Raw genomic sequence first — 21544 nt, forward strand, 5'->3', positions numbered from 1 at the left:
GAATCCGGTTCTTTTCCCGGGAACCGAAGGAGGAGCGCCATGACCACTGCCCTGATCACCCATCCCGATTGTCTGGGGCACGAACCGCCCGACGGCCACCCGGAGCAGGTGGCCCGGCTGGAGCGGGTTCTGACAGCGCTCAAAGACAAGGACGTGACCCGCATTGCCGCGCCGCTGGTGGCTGAGGACGACCTGCTGCGCGTCCATCCCAGGCGCTATATCGACGCGATCCGCGCCGCCGCCCCCGAAGAGGGGCTGGGGCAGCTTGACGGAGATACATGGATGTCGCCGGGCAGCCTTGCGGCGGCGCATCGCGGTGCCGGTGGCGCGATCCGCGGCGTCGATCTGGTGCTGTCGGGCGAGGCGCGGAACGCCTTTGTCGCCAGCCGCCCGCCGGGGCATCATGCCGAGCGCGAGACCCCGATGGGCTTTTGTCTCTTCGGCAATGTCGCCGCGGCGGCGAAATACGCGCTCGATCATCACCGGCTGGGCCGCGTCGCGGTGGTGGATTTCGATGTGCATCACGGCAATGGCACGCAGGATCTGCTTGAGGACGAGCCGCGCGCGCTCTTTGCGTCGTCGCATCAGTATCCGCTCTGGCCCGGCACCGGCGCCCCGGATGAGACCGGGCCGCACGACACGATCCTCAACGTGCCGCTCGCGCCGCGCTCGGGCGGCGAGGCGTTCCGCCGCGCCTATGAGGAGACGGTTTTTCCACGTGTCCGCGCCTTCAAGCCCGATCTGATAATCGTTTCCGCCGGCTTCGACGCGCATCGCGACGACCCGCTGGCGGAGCTGATGCTGGAAACCGAGGATTTCGCCTGGATCACCGAACGGCTCTGCGATCTGGCGGATGAGCTTTGCGCGGGCCGCCTCGTGAGCTGTCTTGAGGGCGGCTATGACCTGCATGCCCTCGCCGAGAGCGCGGCGGCGCATGTCGATGTGCTGATCAAACGCGGCACCGCCTGAAAGCCGTCCCCAAAAGGAACCCCGATCCATGCGTGCCGGTCTGGCCCTGCTGTGCCTCGCCTATGTGCTGAGCCAGTTCTTTCGTGCCTTCCTGGCGGTTCTGAGCGGGCCATTGGCGCGCGATATCGGCACCACGCCGGACGATCTGGCCTTCGCCTCGGGGCTGTGGTTCGTGATCTTCGCCGCCATGCAGATCCCGGTGGGCTGGGCGCTCGACCGGATCGGCCCGCGCCGCAGCGCCGCCATGCTCCTGCTGATCGGCGGCGGCGGCGGTTCGGCCCTCTTCGCGCTGGCGACGACACCGCTGCATATCAGCCTCGCGATGGGGCTCATCGCGGTGGGCTGCTCGCCGGTGCTGATGGCGTCCTACTACATCTTCGCGCGACAGTTTCCGCCGGCGCGCTTTGCCACGCTTGCCGCCTTGATGCTGGGGGTGGGATCGGTGGGCAACCTGGTGGCCGCCTGGCCGATGGCCTGGGCGGCGGAAACCATAGGCTGGCGCGCGGCACTCTGGGGGTTGGCGGGCATATCGGCGGTCATCGCCCTCGGCATTCAGACCCTCGTGCGCGACCCCGAGGCGGTCACCGGCGAGCAGCGCGGCTCGGTGCTCGACCTGCTGAAGATGCCCGCCCTCTGGACGATCCTGCCGCTGATGTTCGTGGCCTATGCGCCCGCCGCGGCGCTGCGCGGGCTTTGGGCGGGGCCGTACCTTCGGGATGTCTTCGCGCTCGACACCGGGCAGGTCGGGCAGGCGACGCTGGTGATGGGGCTGGCGATGGTCGCGGGCACGCTGGCCTATGGCCCGCTCGACCGGGTGTTCCAGACCCGCAAATGGGTGATCTTCACCGGCAACCTGATCTGTGCGCTGGCCACCTTCGCGCTGATGCTCTGGCCGGAGACGAGCCTTGCGCTCTCCATCGCCCTTCTGGCGATCATCGGCTTTGCCGGCGCGACCTTTCCGGTCATCATCGCGCATGGTCGCAGCTTCTTCCCGCCGCATCTGGCGGGGCGGGGCGTCACGCTGCTCAACCTCTTCGGCGTCGGCGGGGTCGGCGTGGCGCAATTCGCCTCCGGCCCGTTGCATGCGGCGGCGGCCCCCGCTGGCCCGCTGGCGGGATATGTGGCGATCTTTGGGCTGTTCGGCGTCGCACTGCTGGCCGGGCTGGCGATCTATCTCTTCAGCCGCGACAGCATGGGGTGACGGCGCTCTTTGCAGCACGATCCGAAGCGGCATCCGGGCGTCGTGGTCACGACATGCACCCCATGAGCGGCGATGCCGAAAGGCTTGCCCGGTGCCGGTGAGGGGGCTATGCTCCGTCATCTTTGGATGGCAGGTGGATTTGAGGGCGACGCCCGTACTCTCCGGGCGGATGCTCTGCAAGTGGACAGGTCGGGAAGGGTATTGCTATGCGCTTGGTATTGATAACAATCGGATTTCTTTTCGCGGCGGTAAGCGCATATGCCCAGCAATTCGCGCTGGAGGCCCCGGCGCGTGTCGGGATGCGCGCCACCTTTGACGTCGGGTGGACCGCACCGCAAGCCAAGGGCGGGCTGATCGAGATTCGCCCCGAGGGCGAGAATGCGCGGCGTGTCGGCTATGCCTACTTGCAGAAGAACCCGCAGGCGATCGGGGCCCCCGAGGCACCGGGCGATTACGTGATCGTGCTGACCTTCGAGGGTGAGGACCGCGTATCGCAGCCGCTGCGCGTCGATCCGGCGAGCGCGACACTGAGCGCGCCGGGCACCGTCGATGCCGGGTCGTCCGTCACCGTCACCTGGGACGGGCCCGACAACCGCAACGATTTTGTCACCTTCGCACAGCCGGGCGCGGACCCGATCCGCGGTGCGGGCTATGCCTATACCGGCAACAGCAAGGACGGCACCGTCACGGTGCAGGCGCCGCAGGATGCGGGCACCTATGATATCGTCTATGTCAGCGGCAAGACGGTGCTGGCGCGGCACCCGGTGCAGGTGGCTGGCATTTCGGCGACGCTGAGCGCGGCGGGCACCGTCGATGCCGGGTCGACCGTTACCGTCACCTGGGACGGGCCCGACAACCGCAACGATCATGTCACCTTCGCACAGCCGGGCGCGGACCCGATCCGCGGGGCAAGCTATGCCTATACCGGCAACAGCAAGGACGGCACCGTCACGGTGCAGGCGCCGCAGGATGCGGGCACCTATGATATCGTCTATGTCAGCGGCAAGACCGTGCTGGCGCGGCACCCGGTGCAGGTGGGTGGCATTTCGGCGACGCTGCGCGCGGCGGCGGAGGTAGCGGCCGGGGCGCGGCTTGAGGTCGGGTTCGAGGGGCCGGACAACAACGGCGACCTGATCACATTCGCGGCGCGCGACGGCGGGCCGATCAAGCCTGCCAGCTATGGCTATACCGGCAACGCCCCCGCAGACACCGTGACGCTGCGCGCCTTCGAGGAGCCGGGCAGCTATGATGTCGTCTACCTGTCCGGGGGCCGCGTGATCGGACGTGCGCCGGTGGAGGTCGTGCCGCCGCGCATGGAGATCCTGGCCCCCAAGGCCGTCGAGGCGCGTCTTGTTTTCGAGGCGGAGTGGCGCGGCACCGGCAACCAGGGCGACCGTATCCTGATGGTGGCACCGGGGCAGACCAGGGGCGACGTCTACACCTATATCGACCCTTTGGTCGAAACGGTGAGGCTGACGGCGCCGGAGGCCGAAGGCGCGTATGAGCTTGTCTATGTCACCCGCGGAGGCCGAGAACTTGCGCGCCGCGCCATCGAGGTGACACCGGCACCGGTCGAACCCGGCGAGATCGAGGTCTTGCCAGGGCCTGGGCTGGGTCTGGGGCCGCGGGATGCCGTCGAGGTGATCCTCGATGCGTCGGGCAGCATGCTGCAACGGCAGAATGGCGAGCGCCGGATCGAGATTGCCAAGCGTACCCTGTCGGAGCTGGTGAGCGACACGATCCCGGCGGGCACCGGCTTTGCCCTGCGGGTCTTTGGCAACCGCGAGGCGGATGCCTGCCGCACCGATCTGGAGCTTGCCCTCGGGCCGCATGACCCGGCAAGCGCAAGGGCGGTGATCGGGGGGATCACGGCGATCAACCTCGCGAAGACGCCGATCGCGCGGTCGATTGCGCTGTCGGCGCAGGATCTGGCCGGGGTCGAGGGATCGCGTGTGCTGATCGTGATCACCGATGGCGAGGAAACCTGCGAGGGCAGCCCCGGCCAGGCCATCGAGGCGCTGCGCGCGCAGGGCACGGATGTCCGTATCAATATCGTGGGCTATGCCATCGACGACGCGAACCTGGCCCGGACCTTTGAATCCTGGGCGGCGGCGGGGGGCGGCGGTTACTTCGATGCTGCCGATGCCGAGGAGTTGGGCGCGGCGTTGCGCCGGGCCGCGGCCGCGCCTTTCGAGATACGGGATGAGGCGGGCGCGCTCGTGGGGGCGGGGCTGGCCGGGGATGCACCGGTGACAGTGCCTGCCGACACCTATGCCGTCCGCATCGGCGGTCGGGACGTGTCGGTCGTCGTCGAGCCCGGCGCTCGGACGCGCGTCACCCCGTGACGCGTCGCCCGTTGCGGTGGCGTGGGGGTGGCGTGGGGGTACCGGGCCGCTGCCCGGTCCCGTGAGGCGCGACAGCATGGCCGGAGCAAACCGCTTTTATCCCCCCGTCATTGCCTGTATGACGCGCCCCGCAACCCCCGCTCAGGAGGCATGAAACACATGGGTTACAGAATCGCCGTCGTCGGCGCCACGGGCAACGTGGGCCGCGAAATGCTCAACATCCTCGCCGAACGCGAGTTTCCGGTGGACGAGATCGCCGCACTTGCGTCGCGCCGCTCGCTCGGCACCGAAGTCAGCTTTGGCGACCGCACACTCAAGACCCTCGATCTCGACACGTTCGATTTCACCGGCTGGGATATCGCGCTCTTCGCCATCGGCTCGGACGCGACCAAGACCTATGCGCCCAAGGCGGCCAGGGCGGGCTGCGTGGTGATCGACAACTCGTCGCTCTATCGCTACGACCCCGACGTGCCGCTTGTGGTGCCGGAGGTGAACCCGCAGGCGGTCGAGGGCTATGCCAAGAAGAACATCATCGCCAACCCCAACTGCTCCACCGCACAGATGGTCGTGGCGCTGAAGCCGCTGCATGACCGCGCCCGGATCAAGCGTGTGGTGGTCTCGACCTATCAGTCGGTCTCGGGCTCGGGCAAGGACGGCATCGACGAGCTGTGGGACCAGACCAAATCGGTCTACAACCCAACCGACAATTATCAGGCCAAGGTCTACCCCAAGCAGATCGCCTTTAACGTCATTCCCCATATCGACGTCTTCCTCGAAGACGGTCAGACCAAGGAGGAATGGAAGATGGTGGCCGAGACCAAGAAGATCGTCGATCCGAAGATCAAGGTCACCGCGACCTGCGTGCGCGTGCCGGTCTTTGTCGGCCACGCCGAGGCGATCAATATCGAGTTCGAGGACCATCTCGACGAGGCCGAGGCGCGCGATATCCTGCGCGAGGCCCCCGGCATCATGGTGATCGACAAGCGCGAGGATGGCGGCTACGTCACCCCCGTCGAATGCGTTGGCGATTTCGCCACCTTCATCAGCCGCATCCGGCAGGACCCGACCATCGACAACGGCATCAACCTGTGGTGCGTCAGCGACAACCTGCGCAAGGGCGCGGCCCTCAACGCCGTGCAGATCGCCGAGACGCTGGGCCAGCGGGTGCTGAAAAAAGGCTGACCATGGATCAGTCGCAGGGAAAGGGCGCGTTTTCCGGCGCGTCCTTTTCAACAAATGATGCAGCGCGGAGCTGAGAGCCGTTCAGCGCAACACGATGACAAGGATCCAGCTTCCGAAGATTTCTTCGGGAGGTGGATGCGATGAATGTCGGCTGTGCGGGACGAAGTTGCTCTTGGTGAAAGTCGGGATCAAGGTCGGCCATTGGCCTTGAGCGGACGTTGCCTTGAGCCGCGCATCGTCGTGCCGCGGTGTGGCAACCCAACGTTAGTTTGGCAGTGCTTAATACCAGCCAAACCCGGAAAACATCAGAGCGCAGCGCAGGTTTCAGCCAAATCGCCGCGCCGGGGGGCGGCACGGCGATGCGCGGCGGCCTTCGGCCTTGTTCCGCGCAGGTGCTTCAATCGAATGTCCGTTCCAGGCCAGTTCGTTTCTAGCGCAATCGACAGTCTGGGCTCGAAGCGGTCATCGCGCTCCGAGCCCACTGCGTGTTCTCACGTGCATCATTTACTGCAAGGGGCTGGCTTCCGGCGCGCCCTTTTGCGTTTTAAGGACCGGGCGGCGACAGCAGATTTTTTGACGGGCGTCCGATCACGGCCTTTTCTCCAGTCACGCACGACCCGCGGTCACGACAAACAAGGCATGAATCCGCCCAAGCCATGTGCCTGCGCTTGCGCTTGTCGTCCCCAGCACTGAAATATCATGCAAGTTGCTCAGGAGTGTCCCCAATGCGAGCCCTTTCTCTTCCGCTCATTCTTCTCGCGGCCCCGGCGTGGGCCGGTGATATCACGTTGACCAGTCATGTCAGCGACGTGACCCTCTATCCGCAAGGTGCCACCATCACGCGGCAAGTGCCCTTTGTCGCACCGGCCGGCAATCATGATCTCATCGTGGCCGACCTGCCGCGCGGCACGCCGCTCGCCTCTGTGCGCGTCTCGCTGGAGGGCGCGAAGATAGGTGGCGTGACCACGCGCCACGATTACGTCCCGCCGCGCGATGTGGCCGAAAGCCCGGCGCGTCTCGCCGCGCGCGCCGAGGTGGAGCGGCTGGAGGACGCGCTGCGCACCGCACGCGACCGGGTTGAGGATATCCGCCTTGAAGCTGATGCCGCCCGCGCGCGCATTGCCTTTCTCGACCGTATCGGACAGGGCGACGGGGTCGCCGATCTCGACGTGGACCGCCTGAGGGCGCTGACCGAGATGATCGGGACCGAGACCCTTGCCGCCCGTCAGGCTGCGGCCGCGGCGACACGACGGGCAGAGGCCGCGATGCGCGCCCTCGAAGATCAGGAAACCGCTCTGAAAAAGGCACGTCAGGCGCTGGCCGCGTTGGTCCCCGAAGACAAGGCACGCGCCATGCTCGCCGTTTCGATCACCGCTGCGGACGAGACAGAGGGCACCCTTACCGTGTCCTACACGACGCCCAAGGCTGGCTGGCAACCGCTCTACGATTTTCACCTCGCGTGCGACAGTGGTGATTTGCGAATTGAACGCGGCGCATTCCTGCATCAATCGACAGGCGAGAACTGGCAGGATGTGGCGCTCAGCCTCTCGACGGCTCGCCCCTCGGAGCAAACTGCGCCGGGACAGATATGGCCATGGGTGCCACGTATCGGCGCTCCCGAGGAGATCCGCCCTATGGTTCGGCAAAAAGAAAACGACGCGCTCATGTCGCTCGGCGCGACAGCGCCGGCGGAAGCAGACGTGGCGACAGCAAATTTCGATGGCCTGTCGGTCACATACACCTACCCGTCGCCGGTCGATGTCACGACCGGCGCAGACCGGGTGCGGCTGATGCTCGGGCAGAGCGAGACCACGGCAGAAGTTATCGCCAAAGCCGTGCCGATGGTCGACGAGACCGCCTTTGTCGTGGCTGAGTTCACCAATGACACCGAGGAGTTGCTGCTGCCAACCCCAGAGGCGCGCTTTTATCTGGATGGCCGCTATGTCGGGCAGCGCAACCTTGATCTCATCGCCGCAGGAGACGACGCCGATCTGTCGTTCGGCCCTGTAGAGGGGCTGCGCCTCAGTCGCACCCTGCGCGACCGGAACGAAGGCGACCGGGGGATCATCAGCAAATCCAGCGAGACGACCGAAACAGTCGTGATCGACGTCGAAAACCTGACCCGCGAGGAATGGTCGGTTCGCCTGATCGACCGTGTCCCGGTCTCCGAGCAGGAGGATCTGGAGATCACGTGGCAAGCACGGCCCATGCCCGCAACGCGCGATGTCGATGGTGCGCGCGGCATTCTGGCGTGGGAGTTCGATCTGCCAGCGGACGCGACCCAATCCGTCGTGCTCGAAACCGAGATGCAATGGCCCGAAGACAAGGTGCTGCGCTGAGCATGAAAAAGCGGCGGTGCCAGTCTGGCCCGCCGCCCGCGCATCACCTGTCCGCGCGCCTTATTGACAGCGCTTTTCGGCCTCTTCGACCGCCGCCGTATATCCAAGAAGCGAGAATGTATCCTTGGTCTGCGTCCCGCGTGACGAGCGCGCGGTCAGCACCGCCTCCGCGCCACGCTTCATCGCGGCCAGGACCTTGGCATCGTCATCCGTATTGGCAGGCCATGCCCACTCGCCTTCGGTGAACATCTCGAATTCCGTGCCGTCGATGTTGAGGTTCACGGTCGAGCCTCCGGCAAACGGGTATCCACCGGTAAAGGTGATCTGGCCCTGAACCCCGGCACCGGGGCGGAAAAACGTCATCAACAGGATATCGCCGCGCCGCACCGCGACCACGCGGCCATCCTTGGTATTGACCGTTTCGGTCGGGGCCGATACCGCCCAGCACTCCCTCGGATCGTTATCCTCGAACACGCTCCATGCCGTGTTGGTCGCCACCTGATTGGTGCTCGTTTCCTGCGCCTGCGCGCCGGATGTGATCATAAGGGCCAGTGCCATGGCCACGCCGCCTGCAAATCTTGATACCATATGTCCAGCCTCCAAGCTGTCCTGAGCCTCAATTCCAACGGTCGCCTCTCCCTTTACTACAGGATTTTTATATGCGACCTGTCCCGTCTCGACATTGCAATAATAGTCTGAAACAGGCGAGAAGTGAAAGACGCAATTGGCGGAATTTCGCACATCTCGCCTATGGCCCCTGTTCGCCGGAAGGAACCGATGACCAACCCCGTCCCCATGACCGAGATCTGGCGCGGCTCGCGGCCTGAAAGCGTACATCTGGGCCATGCCGTGATCTGCGATGAAAAAGGCGCGATCGTCGAGGCATGGGGGAACCCGTCCGAAGTGGTTCTGCCGCGCTCTTCGGCCAAGATGCTTCAGGCGCTGCCGCTCATCACCAGCGGGGCGGCGCAGGCCCATGGGCTTGGCCCCGAGCAACTGGCGCTCAGCTGTGCGTCTCACGACGGCGGCGAGAGTCATACCTCAAGGGTCCGCCGGTGGCTCGGTGACCTTGAGCTGGGCGATGACGCGTTTCGCTGCGGGGCCCATATGCCGTGGGACAAAGCTGCGCACAAACGCCTGCTGTGCTCTGATACCGCGCCGTGCCAGGTGCATAACAACTGTTCGGGCAAGCATGCGGGCTTTCTCACGCTAAACCGGCACCTGCGCGGCGGACCCGACTATGTCGAGATCGACCACCCCGTGCAAAAAGCCGTGCTCGAAGCGTTCGAGGAATTGACGGACGAGTCCTCGCCCTATTACGGCATTGACGGCTGCTCTGCCCCAAATCACGCCGCGTCGCTGCATGGCATGGCGCGTGCGATGGCGTGGTTTGCGAGCGCCTCAGAGACCGGCGGCATGGTCGAGAATGCGGCGGTCCGGCTATGGCAGGCGATGGTGGCCCATCCCGATCTGGTGGCGGGCGAGGGACGCGCCTGCACCGAGCTGATGCGCGCCTGCTCAGAGCCGGTCGCGCTCAAGACCGGGGCAGAGGCGTTCTTTGTCGCCATTCTGCCGCGGCGCAAACTGGGTGTCGCACTCAAGATCGCCGATGGCGGCACGCGCGGCGCGGAATGTGCCGTCGCCTCCATCCTCGTGCGGCTTGGGGTGCTGGACCCGGCACATCCCAGTGCCCTCAAGTATCGTAACGCCCCGATCGTCAACTGGCGCGGCATGGAAACCGGCATGATAAAGCCCGCGTCGGCCCTCGACTGAGTCGGCACTCGCGCTGAATCGCCCTGCACCGGGGCCATGCGCGACAATCCACTTACGCGCGGCTGGCCGCTTTTCGGGCGGTCTCCCGCCCAAACCCGGGACGGCCATGCGCAGGCTCTCGCGCACAGCCGTTCACCAGCGGCGAGCTGCCGACACAACCCCCTGATTCTGGCCGGTTTTCGCAAGTTTTCATACGATTTTCAGACACCCCGAGACAGTCTCGGCCCAAGGTCTCATGTTGCGAATACGGCGGCGCATTACCGCGCCCCGCACACGACATGAAAGGAACGATTATGACCAAGGAACTCACCTCAGCAAGCCTCGCCTTCGCTATGATCCTGCCTGCGGCTGCCTTCGCAAGCGATTTTTCTTCGATGGACACGAATGGCGATGGCTACGTCACCATGTCCGAATTTCAGGAGGCCATGCCGGATGCCCCGGCAGACGCGTTCATGGCCGCCGATGCGGATGCCGATGGCGCGCTGAGCGAGGACGAACTCGCAGCCGCGAAGGACGCCGGCACGTTCTCCTCCAACGAGGGCTGATCCGATATATCGAGTTTTTCGGGGCGGGTATCTGCCCGCCCCGAACGCTAGCGCGCTGGTGAGACGAATTCGGTGCGGGAATATCCCTGAATGTAAAGCAGCGCGGTCAGATCGCCGTGATTGATGCGGATATCGCACTCGGCCGCGACGCTCGGCTTGGCATGCAGCGCGACACCCGCGCCCGCGCGCCCCAGCATGCCCAGATCGTTCGCGCCGTCGCCCACGGCAACCACATCCTGATCCGAGATCCCCAGACGCGCGGTGATGTCGTCCAATGCCTGCACCTTGGCCGCACGCCCGAGGATGGGCCGTGCGACATCGCCAAGCAGCCTGCCATCGCGGGCCAGAAGTGTGTTGGCGCGGTTCTCGTCAAATCCAAGACGTGCCGCGACCACCTGTGTGAACGCCGTGAACCCGCCTGACACAAGCGCGCAGTAGGCGCCGTTGGCGCGCATCGTCGCGACCAACTCGGAGCCGCCCGGCATGTAGGTGATGCGGCTTTCGAGCACCTCGGAAATAAAGCGCTCGGGCAAGCCTTCGAGAAGCGCCACGCGCTCGATCAGCGCGCCCTCGAAGTCCAGCTCCCCGTTCATCGCGCGCGCCGTGATCTCGCGCACATGCGGGCCGACGCCCGCCACTTCGGCCAACTCGTCGATACATTCCTGCTCGATGATCGTGCTGTCCATATCGGCCAGTAGCATCCTCTTGCACCGTCCGTCAGAGGGTTGCACCACCAGATCGGCCCCCTGCCCCTGTAGATCCTCCCAGACATCCCACAGATTGCCGGGTGTCTCGGCAATGGCAAACTCTGCGGCCTCGTCCGGCGCAAGCCATTGCACCGCAGCCCCTCCCCAAGCGTTGCGCAGCGCCTCGACAAGGGCGGGCTCAAGCGCAGCGGGTGCTGCGATTAATGTGGCCGTGAACATAGTGAAACCATCCGATCAAGGGCGCGCAAGGCCGTGGTGTCCTCTTGCCGAGGTCATAGCGCCCTTGGCGGCTTTGCGAAAGACCCGACCTGTCGCCAGCCCTTTGCAGTAAATGTGTCAATGTGCATTCAAAACTGACCCGGTCTGATCATTGTGTTTGGCTCAATCGGCCGGATTAGCCTGCAGGGCGACACGCTCGCGCTTGTTATGATGGCGGCCATGGCCACAATTATGGTGATCTACCGAAAACACCCCGCCCCCCCCGGGGTCCGGTCCAGCAGTCATGCAGTCATTGTTCCTGTTGCCACCGTCCTTCCTTCTGGGCGCGCCTTTTCTGACCGAGCCGACTGACGTTGCTGTGTTGGCGGCCTTCGGGCTCTTGTTTGCGATCGCGTCAGTCACGCTTGCAGAGGGTGCAAAACGTGATCCCTCGGGTCAAACAGCGCTCATCAGCGCCCTGGAAATACCGCTGGCGCCGATCCTGGCCTTCATCGTTTTGCCGAGCGTCCCAATGCTGCGACTTTTGTCGGCGGGACTGTTGTATTGATTGCGGTATTGGTTTCGATCAGAAGAAATGGCGACGTGTGATCGCGATCAACGCCCCGGCACCTGAACGCACCTTTGCCACAAAGAAAACCGCTATGAGCGTGCGGCGCTCGACCTGAGCCAATCCAGAAAAGCGGTTGCTGCTTTGGACGGCTTCGCTTGGGCCGGAATGATCCAGTAAGCATCTGACAGGTCAATAGACAGAGCCTCGAATACGCGTTCAAGAACGCCGCTTTTCAGACTGTCCTCAATCAATCGATGATGCGCAAGCGCTATGCCCAGGCCTTGTTCTGCGGCGCGGATAACAAGATCGGAGGACCCGAAGCGCTGGCCTTTGCGCACATCCAGATCAGCTGGACCATACATATCGCGCCATCGCTGCCAGGACGTATTGGGATCGCGGTCGTGCAGCAGTCTGTGGACGCGCAGGTTATCGGAGGTTTCAGGCTTTGGATGGAGGCTCCAATACCGCGGACTCGCGACCGGCACCAAATGGTCGGACATCAGCGGAGCGGCGAGCCTGTCTTCCCAAGGGCCTGCGCCCATTCGTATGGACAGATCACATCCCATCATATCCGGGTGGCGCTGCCGTTGGTCGACGAGAACAGACACTTTCACCCAAGGGGCTGTGTCCTCAAAGTCGGGCAGCCGTGGCAACAGCCACCTGGCCGCAAAAGAGGGCGTTGTGTCCACAAGAACCGAATTGTTCGCCCGCCTTTCTCGAAGGTTTTCTGTCACCTGGTGCAATTCGGAAAGTGTCTTGCGCGCCGTGTCCGCCAGCCGGACGCCTTGCGCGGTGAATGTCAGGGTGCGGTGCCCCGTCTCGCGGTCTGTCAGATCCGTTCCGATCCAAGCCTCAAGCTCCCGCAGGTGGCGGCTGACGGAGGAATGGCTCACCCCGAGCAAACGCGCCGCCGGACGAATGCCGCCCTCGGAATAAATCAGCGCAAAGGCGCGGAGGGCGTTCATTGGTAAATCTCGCATGGTCTATTTAATAGACCAAATAGAGCACAGTTTGCAACATCCCGGCGCTACAACACCTGCTATTCTTAGATTGAAATCAGGAGACACACCATGGGCATGCTCATCGAAGGAAGTTGGACGGACATCGAAAAATTTATTAATAACGGTGCATTTACTCGTGCGCCAAGTGCGTTCTCAGGACCAGTCACGCTGCCCCCCAATGCGTCAACAGGCACCGCCCCACGATTCTGGCTGATCGCATCGAAAAGTTGCCCTTGGTCACATGGTACGACCATTATCAGGGCGTTGCACACACTTGAGCTACAGGTGGGGCTCCACATCGCCCATGGGGTGCGTGGATTGCGCTGTTCTGGATGCTTTGGAACGATCCGCCAGACAGGCGCAGACGACCGTGCGCATACTCTATACCGGTGGGTGCTGGCTCTATGGTGCAACCGGAGAGCTCGTCGCCGATGAAATGACGCCATTCAATCCGATCGAACCCTTCGCATGGATGGTGGAAAATGCATCCCGTCTCGAACGATCGTCCTTCTTCCGAGCGAGCGTGCTTCACCCCGCTATGGTTTATCACAAAGGGGGCGGCGCTTTCGCGCGCTACCTGGAGCAAGCCAGACAAGGACAGCCCGTTGAAATCTGGGGAAGCGCCGACACCCGCTGGCCGCTCATCCATCGCGACGATCTGGCCGTTGCGTATCGCATTCTGGTCGATAACCCGGAAATGGTAGGACATTACAATGTCAGCGCCGAGATGGGCCGGCGAACCGGGGATATCGCGGCAGAGATTGCGAAGGTTTTGGGGAACGGCGAAGTAATCGTAACCGCTCCACAAGACATTCTCGCGGCGCACGGGGCTTGGGCCGAAGGGCCAATGCTCGATCAGCAAATGAGCTCGGGGAAATTAGCTGCGACAGGCCTTTGGAAACCCCGATTTATCGATTTCGTAGCATCTGATGTTCTGACCTGATCGACAGGACGTTGGCGTCGTTTTGTGAGAGAGTATACTTGCCAGGCACGACATTTTGGGCGGACTGTCGTGCCTGGCAAAGCGGTCCTTGACGCAATTTACGTGACGACGGACAATCCGAATTCCTGTTGTTCTGAACATCAATGCCGATGGCAGCTCATTGCCGTGATCCAAGGGGGATGCGGCCAGCCTGTCTGCTTGCTGCGCTTGGGTCATGGCTCGGGAGATAGACCGTCGGATTCTTGGCGGCATGAGCAAGGATTTGTCGGTGTGTCTCGATTTCAGCTTCAATGTCGGTGCCAACACCGTCGGCAATCATCTGGACCACGTGGCTCTCGGTGTAAGATGTATCACCGGCGAACATGATCGTCGCCCCGCCGTCTTCAAGCAGAACTGACAGGTGCCCCGGGAAAGGCCCCAAGCCGCCATCCTCAAAGTTCAGCAGCGTTGGCGCAAAATTCGCTGGCCAGCGTTGGTTGGGCGAGCGGCTCCGTTCAAGTGCAACGACGAGATGCTGGATGACAAGTTCGCCGCGACAGGCGTCGTGCTCTTCGGCGGCAACGGGGTTGCGCTGAACCTCGGGCACAAGGCGGAAGCGAAAGGGTTGACGGTCATGCAGGTTGCGGACCCGGCGAAGAAGACCGCGGAGACATGACCTGCGAGGGTCGCCTTTGCGCGGCCCTTTTTCCCTTTCTCATCGGCGTGATGGTGCCCCAAAAACCTTGTGCCTAGCAATTTTATATTTTGATAGGTATATGCGTGCCAAGCAAAACATGGAAATGATAGGCATGACCCCACTCAGCAGCATCGGGATGAGCGCCTACACCGATCTGGTGCGGCTCCTGAAGGTTGACGCCTTGTCCGGTGTGGAGGGCAAACCGACACTGAAAGAACGCGGTGACAAAGCCTACTGGTACGCGGCCCGTCGTGTCGGAACAGAGATGCGCTTTATCTATATCGGCGAAGACAGCGACGGGACGCGTGCGCGCATCGAGCGTATCGAGGTGCTGCGCGCGACCGCAAAGGAACGTCAGGCCGAGAGGTCGCGACTGGTTCGGCTCTTGCGCGCCGAAGGCATGACGCCCACCGACCGGGCGACCGGTTCCATCCTCTCCGCCATGGCGGCCGCGGGTACATTCCGGCTGGGCAGTACCATCGTCGGGACGAATGCGTTCCGCCTCTATGAAGGCGAGCTTGGTACCCGCCTGCCTCTCGGCGGTATGGCCAACACCGGCGATATCGACATCGCGCAGTTCAAGAAGCTCAGCGTCGCCTTGCAGGATCAGGTCGATCCCGGACTGGCCGAGACCTTCTCGGCGCTGAAGTTCGACCCGGTCCCCGGGCTCGACAAGGGCCGGACCTGGCGATGGGCGCAGGGCGGCAGTGGCCAGTTGGTCGAGTTCCTGACGCCTGCCTTCGGGGATGAGACCATCCGCGACTTGCCCGCCCTTGGCGTGGGCGCGCAGGCGCTCAACTATCTCAACTTCCTGATTGCCGAGCCTATCTTTGCCGCGGCCCTCTATCGGTCCGGTATTCTCGTTCAGGTGCCGCGCCCGGAGCGCTACGCGATCCACAAGTTGATCATTGCTGATCGGCGGCGCGACGGCGCAGGCAGCCTCAAATCCGCGAAGGACCGCGAGCAGGCAGCCATTCTGATTGAGGCGATGGCAGAGGACCGTCCCGATGATCTGGGCAGGGCATATGCCACCGCGCTGGAGGTTGGCCCGCGCTGGCGCGAACACATCGGCAGTTCGCTGAAGCGCTTGCCGGAGACGAAGACCATGCTCGAGAGCCTGGGTGTTGATTGATGGCGCGATGATCGTCGCGGTAATTCAGGAACCTGCAGGACCACTTTCAAAGCCCTCCTTGATCTGATCGCCGCCAGAAACTGCCCCTTTTCCCTAGGGCGCCGGCCAGCGGCCCATCCACGTCGGGTTGGCCTGGGGTCGTCGCGATGGGTGATCATCTCAGGGCACCCAGACCGCGACAGATCTGCCGGTGTGCAGAGGGCGCGCGGTTTTTCTGCGCCCCTCTACGACATCCTCTTCGATGGCACGCGGCGCCCCCTACCCCGGATGTTTGCGGTTGCGCCGACCCAAGAGCCCAGCATGCCGGAGTTCAATTTCGTGCGTTCGATCCGTGTGTTCGATGTCCGCTTCGCATCGCAAAGAGAGGTGGGAGAAAACGACGCGTGTAGACGCTTTGCCAGCGTCTATCTTGGGACATATGGCACACAAGGTGATTTTGCCTGACGTCTGTCGTCGCCGTTGGCTTTTCCGGAGGTTCATTCAGGATTGGAAGGTTGCGTCCGTTCAGTGATTGTCCGATGTTGAGTGTCCTTCGGTCATGGAGTTGCAGGTTTTCTTCGCGGGTTGCTGTCTCAAGGCTCATCCGCCGCCATTCTCGGCCTCCACCAGCACCTTGCGGAAGGACTGGAACTTCTGCCGGTAGGTGCGCGGGGTTAGGCCGACCTTGCGGCGGAAGAGGCGGCGGAAGAAGCTGTCGTCGTCATAGCCAACCTCGGTGGCAACCTCCTCGATCGGCCGGTCGGTGGTCTCCAGTTCCTGCTTCGCTTCTTCCAGGCGTACCGAATGCACGTAGTCCAGCGGCGGCAACCCCGTCGCCGCCTTGAACCGGCGCTTGAAGGTGCGTTCAGGCAGTCCGCTCAGGCTCACCATCTCCGACACGGGCGAAGGATGTGCGTAGTGTTCCGCGATCCATTCCTGCACCTCGGCGATCTGCCCGTCCCGAGTCTGCGCGGAGCGCGCCAGTGATGCGTAGGGCAGTTGTCCCTCGCGGTGCCAGTCGATCAGCCAGCTTCGCGCCACCTGCATCGCCTCATCCGAGCCAAAGAAGCGCGCAATCAGGAACAGGCCTAGATCCAGATAGGAGGTGACGCCGCCCGCAGTAATGATCCGCTGGCCTTCGCCGGAGGCGACGAGGAAGCGGTTCGGCTGCACGTCGATGTCGGCGTGCCGTGCGTCCAGTGCATCGCAATAGGCCCAGTGAGTCGTCGCCTCGTGCCCATCGAGCAGTCCCGCCTCGGCCAGCATCAGCGTGCCGGAACAGGCTGATGCCAGAGTCGCTCCCTGTGCGTAGCACTGGCGCAACCAGCGACGCTCGGCCTTGAACCGGTCGTTTGGCGCGTCCTCTGGGGGAACGAACAGTTCCGGGACATAGACGATATCGGGCGGCGGACAGGTTCGGAAGGTTTCCTCCGCACGCATCCACACGCCGTTGGCGACTTCCATCGGGCGCGCGGTCCGCGCCACCAGTATGGATCGTGCGCGCGGCGTTCCGGCTTCGCCCTCGGTCAGGAACGCCCAGTCGCGACCTGCGGAGGCGAACATGTCGTAGATGCCGAACACGGTCGAGGCCGTGACCTCGGGTGTTACGATCACGGCGATGATGAGTTGGTTCCTCTCCGGCATGGCACGATCGACCTGTTTTCGGCTTGTCTGCATCTGTTCCAATCTAGCGATTCCGGCATGATGGGCACACCCTGAAAGGGTGCAAAGCCACCGGATGCCAGCCTGGCATCCCGAAGCGAAAGGAGAAAGCCATGAGAGTCCGATTCACGGAAATGTTCAGGCGAGGTCTTGCGCTGACCGGCCTTTTCATCGGGCTCGGCCTCGGTGCAGCGCAGGCCGGAAGCCACGAGAAGATCACCGATTTCGACGTGGCCGAGGATCACACCCGCTTCGTCTTTGACGAGGCGCCGGTCCATGACGAGATCATCCAACAGACGTTTCTCGGCTTCGGGGAGCATGGCGGCGTGAAGGTCCGGTTCGCAATCCCCGAAATGTGAGGCACGCCATGAGCAAGCACGAACATCTGCGCGAAGCCGAGGATATTGAACTTGCGGGGCTCACTGCCTTGCACGGGGCGGCCGATGGGCCACTCCGCGACCGGCTCGGCCTGGAACTGAAGGAAATCGGCGACGGTGTCGCATCCGTCGCCGGGACCCTGCCTGCCCCAGCGATCACCATCAACCGGATGCTGGGCCTTGGCCGCCGACAGGCGCCGCAGGCAGCCGACGTGCAAGCGGCGGTGGACCTTTACCGCGCGGCCGGGGTGGAGCGCTTCTTTCTGCAACCCGATCCCTCGACGGCGGACGACCGCATGGCGCCGCTCTGCGAGGCGGCGGGGCTGACCCGCGCCCGCGCCTGGCAGAAATTCGAACGCGGCCGCGACGCGCCGGTGCCCGAGATCGAGACCGCATTCGCGATCCGCAAGGCGGGACCCGAGGACGGCGAGACCTTCGCCCGGATCGTCTGCGACGCCTTCGACCTGGGCGAGGCCGCGATCCCCTGGATCGCACGGCTACCGGCTGCAGAGGACTGGCATGGCTATCTGGCCTTTGCCGGGGACGAGCCCGCAGGCACCGGGGCGTTCCACGTCTCGGGCGAGGCGGCCTTCACCGATTTCGGCGCCACCGCGCCGGCATTCAGAGGCCGCGGCGCACAGACCGCCAATCTCGCTCACCGGGTTACGGAGGCGCTGCGCCTGGGTTGCAAGCGCATCCACACCTGCACCGGCGTCGCCGTAGAGGGCGATCCGCAGCAGTCCTACGCCAACATCCTCAAATGCGGCTTTGTCGAAACCCACGTGCGTGAGGCATGGCAGCCGGCGACGCACTGAATTCAAGGAGAACCTCATGACCTACAAACTCGAAGGCAGGCTTCTGGAAGTCTGCGACTGCAATGTCCTGTGCCCCTGCTGGATCGGTGAGGATCCCGATGGCGACACCTGCCAGGCCTCGCTCGCTTATCACTTCGACAAGGGCGAGATCGACGGCGTGGACGTGACAGGGCCGACCGTCGCCGCGTCCACGTTCATTCCCGGAAATGTGCTGGCAGGCGACTGGCGCGTCTGCCTCTACGTCTCCGAGGACGCCGACGATGCGCAGTTCGACGTGCTGAAGGCGGCGTTCAGCGGCGAGAAGGATGGCCCGCTGGCCGACATCGCGTCACTGATCGGCGAGGTCATGTCGTTCGAGCGCGCCCCGATCACCTTCGAGGTGAAGGATGCGCACGGCCGCTACAGCGTCGGCGATGTGGTGGAGGCCGAGATCGAACCCTATCGCGGCCCGACCGGCGAGCCGACGACGCTGCGCGAGAGCATCTTCTCGACCATCCCTGGCTCGCCCGCTTTTGTCGGCAAGGCACCGCGCTACCGCAACACCAACCCGGCGCTCGGGCTGGATGTCGATCTGAAGGATCACAACGCCATCCAGGGCCATTTCGCCTTCGAGGCGTGAAGAGAATGCGGACGATCCGACATCCGCGCCTGTTCCTTGGTCTCATGGGCTTGCTGCTGACGCTGGCCTGGGTGGTCCTCTGGCTGTGGCAGCATTCGCCCTACGGACGGTATCTCGACCACGGCGACTGGACCCGCGCCGGGCTGGCGCAGAGCCTCTGCGCCAGTCTGCCGGGCGGCGAATGGCTCCTGCCGCTCGGCCTTTATGCGGGCGGCTGGCTTCTGATGTCGGCAGCGATGATGCTGCCGACCGCATTGCCACTGCTGGCCGGATTCCGGCGCATGGTCGCCGCGAGGCGCGACGGGGGCCGCCTGATCGCGCTGCTGATCACCGGATACCTCGCCCTCTGGCTCGGGTTCGGGATCACGGCCCATCTGCTCGACCTGGCAGTGCACGAAATCGCCGGACGCAGCCTCTGGCTTACCTTCAACGGCTGGGCGATCGGCGCGGGGGTCCTGGCACTGGCCGGACTGTTCCAGTTCTCGGCCCTGAAGGATCACTGCCTGACCCGCTGCCGCGCACCGGCGGGCTTCATCCTGCGGCACTGGCGCGGGCCCCGGCCCAATCGGCAGGCCATAATGATCGGGCTCGACCACGGACTCTACTGCGTCGGCTGCTGCTGGGCGCTGATGCTGCTGATGTTCGTCACCGGCACAGCCAGCGTCGGCTGGATGCTGCTTCTGGGCGCGGTGATGGCGGCCGAGAAGAACCTGCCCGGCGGCGAGCGCCTCTCGAACGTTATCGGGCTGATCCTGATCGGATTTGCCGTTCTGATGACTGCACAAAACCTTGTCTGACACCGTCCGCGACGCTGGCACGAAGAAATCGGGCACGAAGAAATGGAGAAGATCGATGACCTATTATAACCTTGGACCCTACAGCCGCAAGATCACGACCAACTCGGACGATGCGCAGCTCTGGTTCGACCGGGGGCTCAATTGGGTCTACGGCTACAACCACGAGGCGGCGATCCAGTGCTTCAAAGAAGCGGTGAAGGCCGATCCCGGCTGCGCGATGGCGCATTGGGGCATCGCCGCCGCCTCGGGCCCGAACTACAACCAGCCCTGGGAGGACATGGTGCCCGACGAGCGGGACGAGACCGTCGCCACCGCACGCGAGGCGATCGAGGCGACGCAAGGGCTGACCGACGGATTGCCGCCGGTAGAGAAGGCGCTGATCGGCGCGGTCGCGAAGCGCTTTCCCGACGAGCCGGTGGACGACATCGCGCCGTATCTTGACGCCTATGCCGACGCCATGCGTGATGTGAACAAGGGGCATCCCGAGGATCCGGATGTCGCCGCGCTCTTCGCCGAGGCGATGATGAACCGCACACCATGGCAGCTTTGGGATCTCAAGACGGGCAAGCCGGCCGACGGCGCCGACACTCTCGAGGCGCGTGTGGTTCTGGAAACCGCGCTGGATGAGTTGCCCGGCGCCTGGGATCATCCGGGCCTCCTGCATTTCTACATCCACTTGATGGAAATGTCGCCAACGCCCGAGATTGCGCTGCGCCACGGCGACCGGCTTAACACGCTGTTGCCCGATGCCGGGCACCTGATCCACATGGCCACCCATATCGACGTGCTCTGCGGCGACTATCACAACGTCGTCGCGCGCAATACCAAGGCTATCGAAGCCGACCGGAAATGGCTGGAGCGTGAGGGCGCGGACAATTTCTATACGATCTACCGCTGCCACAACTATCATTTCAAGATCTACGGCGCGATGTTCCTGGGCCAACCCGCGCCCGCGCTGGCAGCCGCCAACGAACTGGTAGAGACCCTGCCGGGTGACGACACGCTACGCCAGATGGCGGATTGGTTTGAATCCTTTGTGCCGATGAGGATGCACGTGCTGATCCGCTTTGGGATGTGGGAGGAGATCCTCGCCGCCGAACTACCCGAGGATGCCGAGCTCTATGCCATGACGACCGCGCTCATGCGCTATGCGCGGACCGTGGCGCTGTCCAACACGGGCAAGATCGACAAGGCCGAGGCGGAGGCAAAGAAATTCGACGCCGCCCACAAGGCCGTGCCCGAGAGCAGGATGCTCTTCAACAACACCTGCCAGGATATCCTGAAAGTGGCCGAGGCGATGATGCGGGGCGAGTTGGAATACAAGAAGGGTAACGAGGAAGCCGCGTTCGAGCATCTGCGCCGGTCGGTCGAGTTGGACGACAACCTGCCCTATGACGAGCCGTGGGGCTGGATGCAGCCGACGCGCCACGCGCTCGGCGCGCTGCTGCTCGACGCGGGGCGCTATGACGAGGCGGAGGCGGTCTATCGCGCCGATCTCGGGCTCGACGACACGCTCGCCCGCGCCTGCCAGCACCCTGCAAATGCCTGGAGCCTGCACGGGTTGCACGAATGCCTGACCCGTCGCAGCGAAAAGGTCGAGGCGCTGCACGTCAAGCGCCTGCTCGACCACGCGCTGGCCCGCGCCGAGGTGCCGATCAAATCCTCCTGTTATTGCCGGCAGAAAGGGGCTTGAACAGCATGCGGTATCTTGTG

20 protein-coding genes and 1 pseudogene are annotated in these 21544 nt (G+C 63.9%); 17 read left to right on the forward strand and 4 right to left on the reverse strand.

The window, feature by feature from the left end; genetic code table 11:
* Positions 1–39 precede the first annotated feature (39 nt).
* The 5 genes from Q0X85_RS16375 (at position 40) to Q0X85_RS16395 (ending at position 8036) form a co-directional block, all read left to right on the forward strand.
* Positions 40–969, forward strand: a complete 930-nt coding sequence (locus Q0X85_RS16375; protein WP_297773706.1) for a histone deacetylase family protein — start codon at positions 40–42, stop codon at positions 967–969.
* A 28-nt stretch (positions 970–997) separates the two neighbouring features.
* On the forward strand, positions 998–2170 hold the full coding sequence (locus tag Q0X85_RS16380; protein WP_297773708.1) for an MFS transporter: 1173 nt from the start codon (positions 998–1000) through the stop codon (positions 2168–2170).
* Positions 2171–2376: 206 nt separating this feature from the next.
* Entirely contained in the window at positions 2377–4515 is a 2139-nt protein-coding gene (locus Q0X85_RS16385) for a VWA domain-containing protein (protein ID WP_297773710.1), read from the forward strand.
* 159 nt (positions 4516–4674) lie between these two features.
* Positions 4675–5697, forward strand: a complete 1023-nt coding sequence (locus tag Q0X85_RS16390; RefSeq protein WP_297773712.1) for an aspartate-semialdehyde dehydrogenase — start codon at positions 4675–4677, stop codon at positions 5695–5697.
* A 725-nt stretch (positions 5698–6422) separates the two neighbouring features.
* Positions 6423–8036: a DUF4139 domain-containing protein gene (locus Q0X85_RS16395; protein ID WP_297773714.1), complete on the forward strand. Its 1614-nt coding sequence runs from the start codon at positions 6423–6425 to the stop codon at positions 8034–8036.
* A gap of 60 nt (positions 8037–8096) precedes the next feature.
* On the opposite strand, the gene Q0X85_RS16400 is transcribed toward Q0X85_RS16395, so the two are convergent.
* A complete protein-coding gene (locus Q0X85_RS16400) occupies positions 8097–8594 on the reverse strand; it encodes an invasion associated locus B family protein (RefSeq protein WP_297773717.1) in 498 nt (165 codons plus the stop codon).
* 219 nt (positions 8595–8813) lie between these two features.
* Here Q0X85_RS16400 and Q0X85_RS16405 point away from each other — a divergent pair, with 219 nt between their 5' ends.
* Positions 8814–9809, forward strand: coding sequence for an asparaginase (locus Q0X85_RS16405; RefSeq protein WP_297773720.1), 996 nt, complete (start codon positions 8814–8816; stop codon positions 9807–9809).
* 293 nt (positions 9810–10102) lie between these two features.
* Positions 10103–10354, forward strand: coding sequence for an EF-hand domain-containing protein (locus Q0X85_RS16410; protein ID WP_297773723.1), 252 nt, complete (start codon positions 10103–10105; stop codon positions 10352–10354).
* A 47-nt stretch (positions 10355–10401) separates the two neighbouring features.
* Here the strand turns inward: Q0X85_RS16410 and serB are convergent, their stop codons facing one another.
* Complete coding sequence (gene serB, locus Q0X85_RS16415; RefSeq protein ID WP_297773726.1) at positions 10402–11280, reverse strand: phosphoserine phosphatase SerB; 879 nt, start codon at positions 11278–11280, stop codon at positions 10402–10404.
* A gap of 283 nt (positions 11281–11563) precedes the next feature.
* On the opposite strand from serB, the gene Q0X85_RS16420 reads away from it, so the two are divergent.
* A complete protein-coding gene (locus tag Q0X85_RS16420) occupies positions 11564–11827 on the forward strand; it encodes a hypothetical protein (protein WP_297773728.1) in 264 nt (87 codons plus the stop codon).
* Positions 11828–11919: 92 nt separating this feature from the next.
* Here Q0X85_RS16420 and Q0X85_RS16425 read toward each other — a convergent pair whose 3' ends face one another.
* Entirely contained in the window at positions 11920–12795 is an 876-nt protein-coding gene (locus Q0X85_RS16425) for a LysR substrate-binding domain-containing protein (RefSeq protein WP_297773731.1), read from the reverse strand.
* A 340-nt stretch (positions 12796–13135) separates the two neighbouring features.
* Here Q0X85_RS16425 and Q0X85_RS16430 point away from each other — a divergent pair, with 340 nt between their 5' ends.
* The 4 genes and pseudogenes from Q0X85_RS16430 (at position 13136) to Q0X85_RS16445 (ending at position 15582) form a co-directional block, all read left to right on the forward strand.
* Positions 13136–13774: an NAD-dependent epimerase/dehydratase family protein gene (locus tag Q0X85_RS16430; RefSeq protein WP_297773733.1), complete on the forward strand. Its 639-nt coding sequence runs from the start codon at positions 13136–13138 to the stop codon at positions 13772–13774.
* 250 nt (positions 13775–14024) lie between these two features.
* The gene (locus Q0X85_RS16435; protein ID WP_297773735.1) at positions 14025–14171 is read left to right on the forward strand and encodes a hypothetical protein; all 147 of its coding nucleotides are present in this window, start codon (positions 14025–14027) and stop codon (positions 14169–14171) included.
* 81 nt (positions 14172–14252) lie between these two features.
* Positions 14253–14429: pseudogene (locus tag Q0X85_RS16440) on the forward strand (DUF2493 domain-containing protein); the annotation flags it as partial.
* A 133-nt stretch (positions 14430–14562) separates the two neighbouring features.
* Positions 14563–15582: a GSU2403 family nucleotidyltransferase fold protein gene (locus tag Q0X85_RS16445; protein ID WP_297773737.1), complete on the forward strand. Its 1020-nt coding sequence runs from the start codon at positions 14563–14565 to the stop codon at positions 15580–15582.
* Between the two features lie 579 nt (positions 15583–16161).
* Here Q0X85_RS16445 and Q0X85_RS16450 read toward each other — a convergent pair.
* Positions 16162–17238 (reverse strand): helix-turn-helix domain-containing protein, encoded by a 1077-nt coding sequence (locus tag Q0X85_RS16450; RefSeq protein ID WP_297773960.1) that lies wholly within the window; start codon positions 17236–17238, stop codon positions 16162–16164.
* A gap of 98 nt (positions 17239–17336) precedes the next feature.
* Between Q0X85_RS16450 and Q0X85_RS16455 the strand changes: the two genes are divergently transcribed.
* Genes Q0X85_RS16455 through Q0X85_RS16475 form a run of 5 tightly spaced genes read left to right on the forward strand, consistent with a single transcriptional unit; the run spans position 17337 to position 21524 of the window.
* Positions 17337–17582, forward strand: coding sequence for a hypothetical protein (locus Q0X85_RS16455; RefSeq protein WP_297773738.1), 246 nt, complete (start codon positions 17337–17339; stop codon positions 17580–17582).
* Positions 17583–17590: 8 nt separating this feature from the next.
* Positions 17591–18415 (forward strand): GNAT family N-acetyltransferase, encoded by an 825-nt coding sequence (locus tag Q0X85_RS16460; protein ID WP_297773740.1) that lies wholly within the window; start codon positions 17591–17593, stop codon positions 18413–18415.
* A 16-nt stretch (positions 18416–18431) separates the two neighbouring features.
* Complete coding sequence (locus Q0X85_RS16465; protein WP_297773742.1) at positions 18432–19034, forward strand: DUF1326 domain-containing protein; 603 nt, start codon at positions 18432–18434, stop codon at positions 19032–19034.
* A gap of 5 nt (positions 19035–19039) precedes the next feature.
* Positions 19040–19831, forward strand: coding sequence for a DUF2182 domain-containing protein (locus Q0X85_RS16470; RefSeq protein ID WP_297773744.1), 792 nt, complete (start codon positions 19040–19042; stop codon positions 19829–19831).
* 55 nt (positions 19832–19886) lie between these two features.
* A complete protein-coding gene (locus Q0X85_RS16475) occupies positions 19887–21524 on the forward strand; it encodes a hypothetical protein (RefSeq protein ID WP_297773748.1) in 1638 nt (545 codons plus the stop codon).
* Positions 21525–21544: the final 20 nt, after the last annotated feature.

The organism is uncultured Roseovarius sp. (assembly GCF_947259555.1).
In the GTDB taxonomy this organism is placed as follows: Bacteria; Pseudomonadota; Alphaproteobacteria; order Rhodobacterales; family Rhodobacteraceae; genus Roseovarius.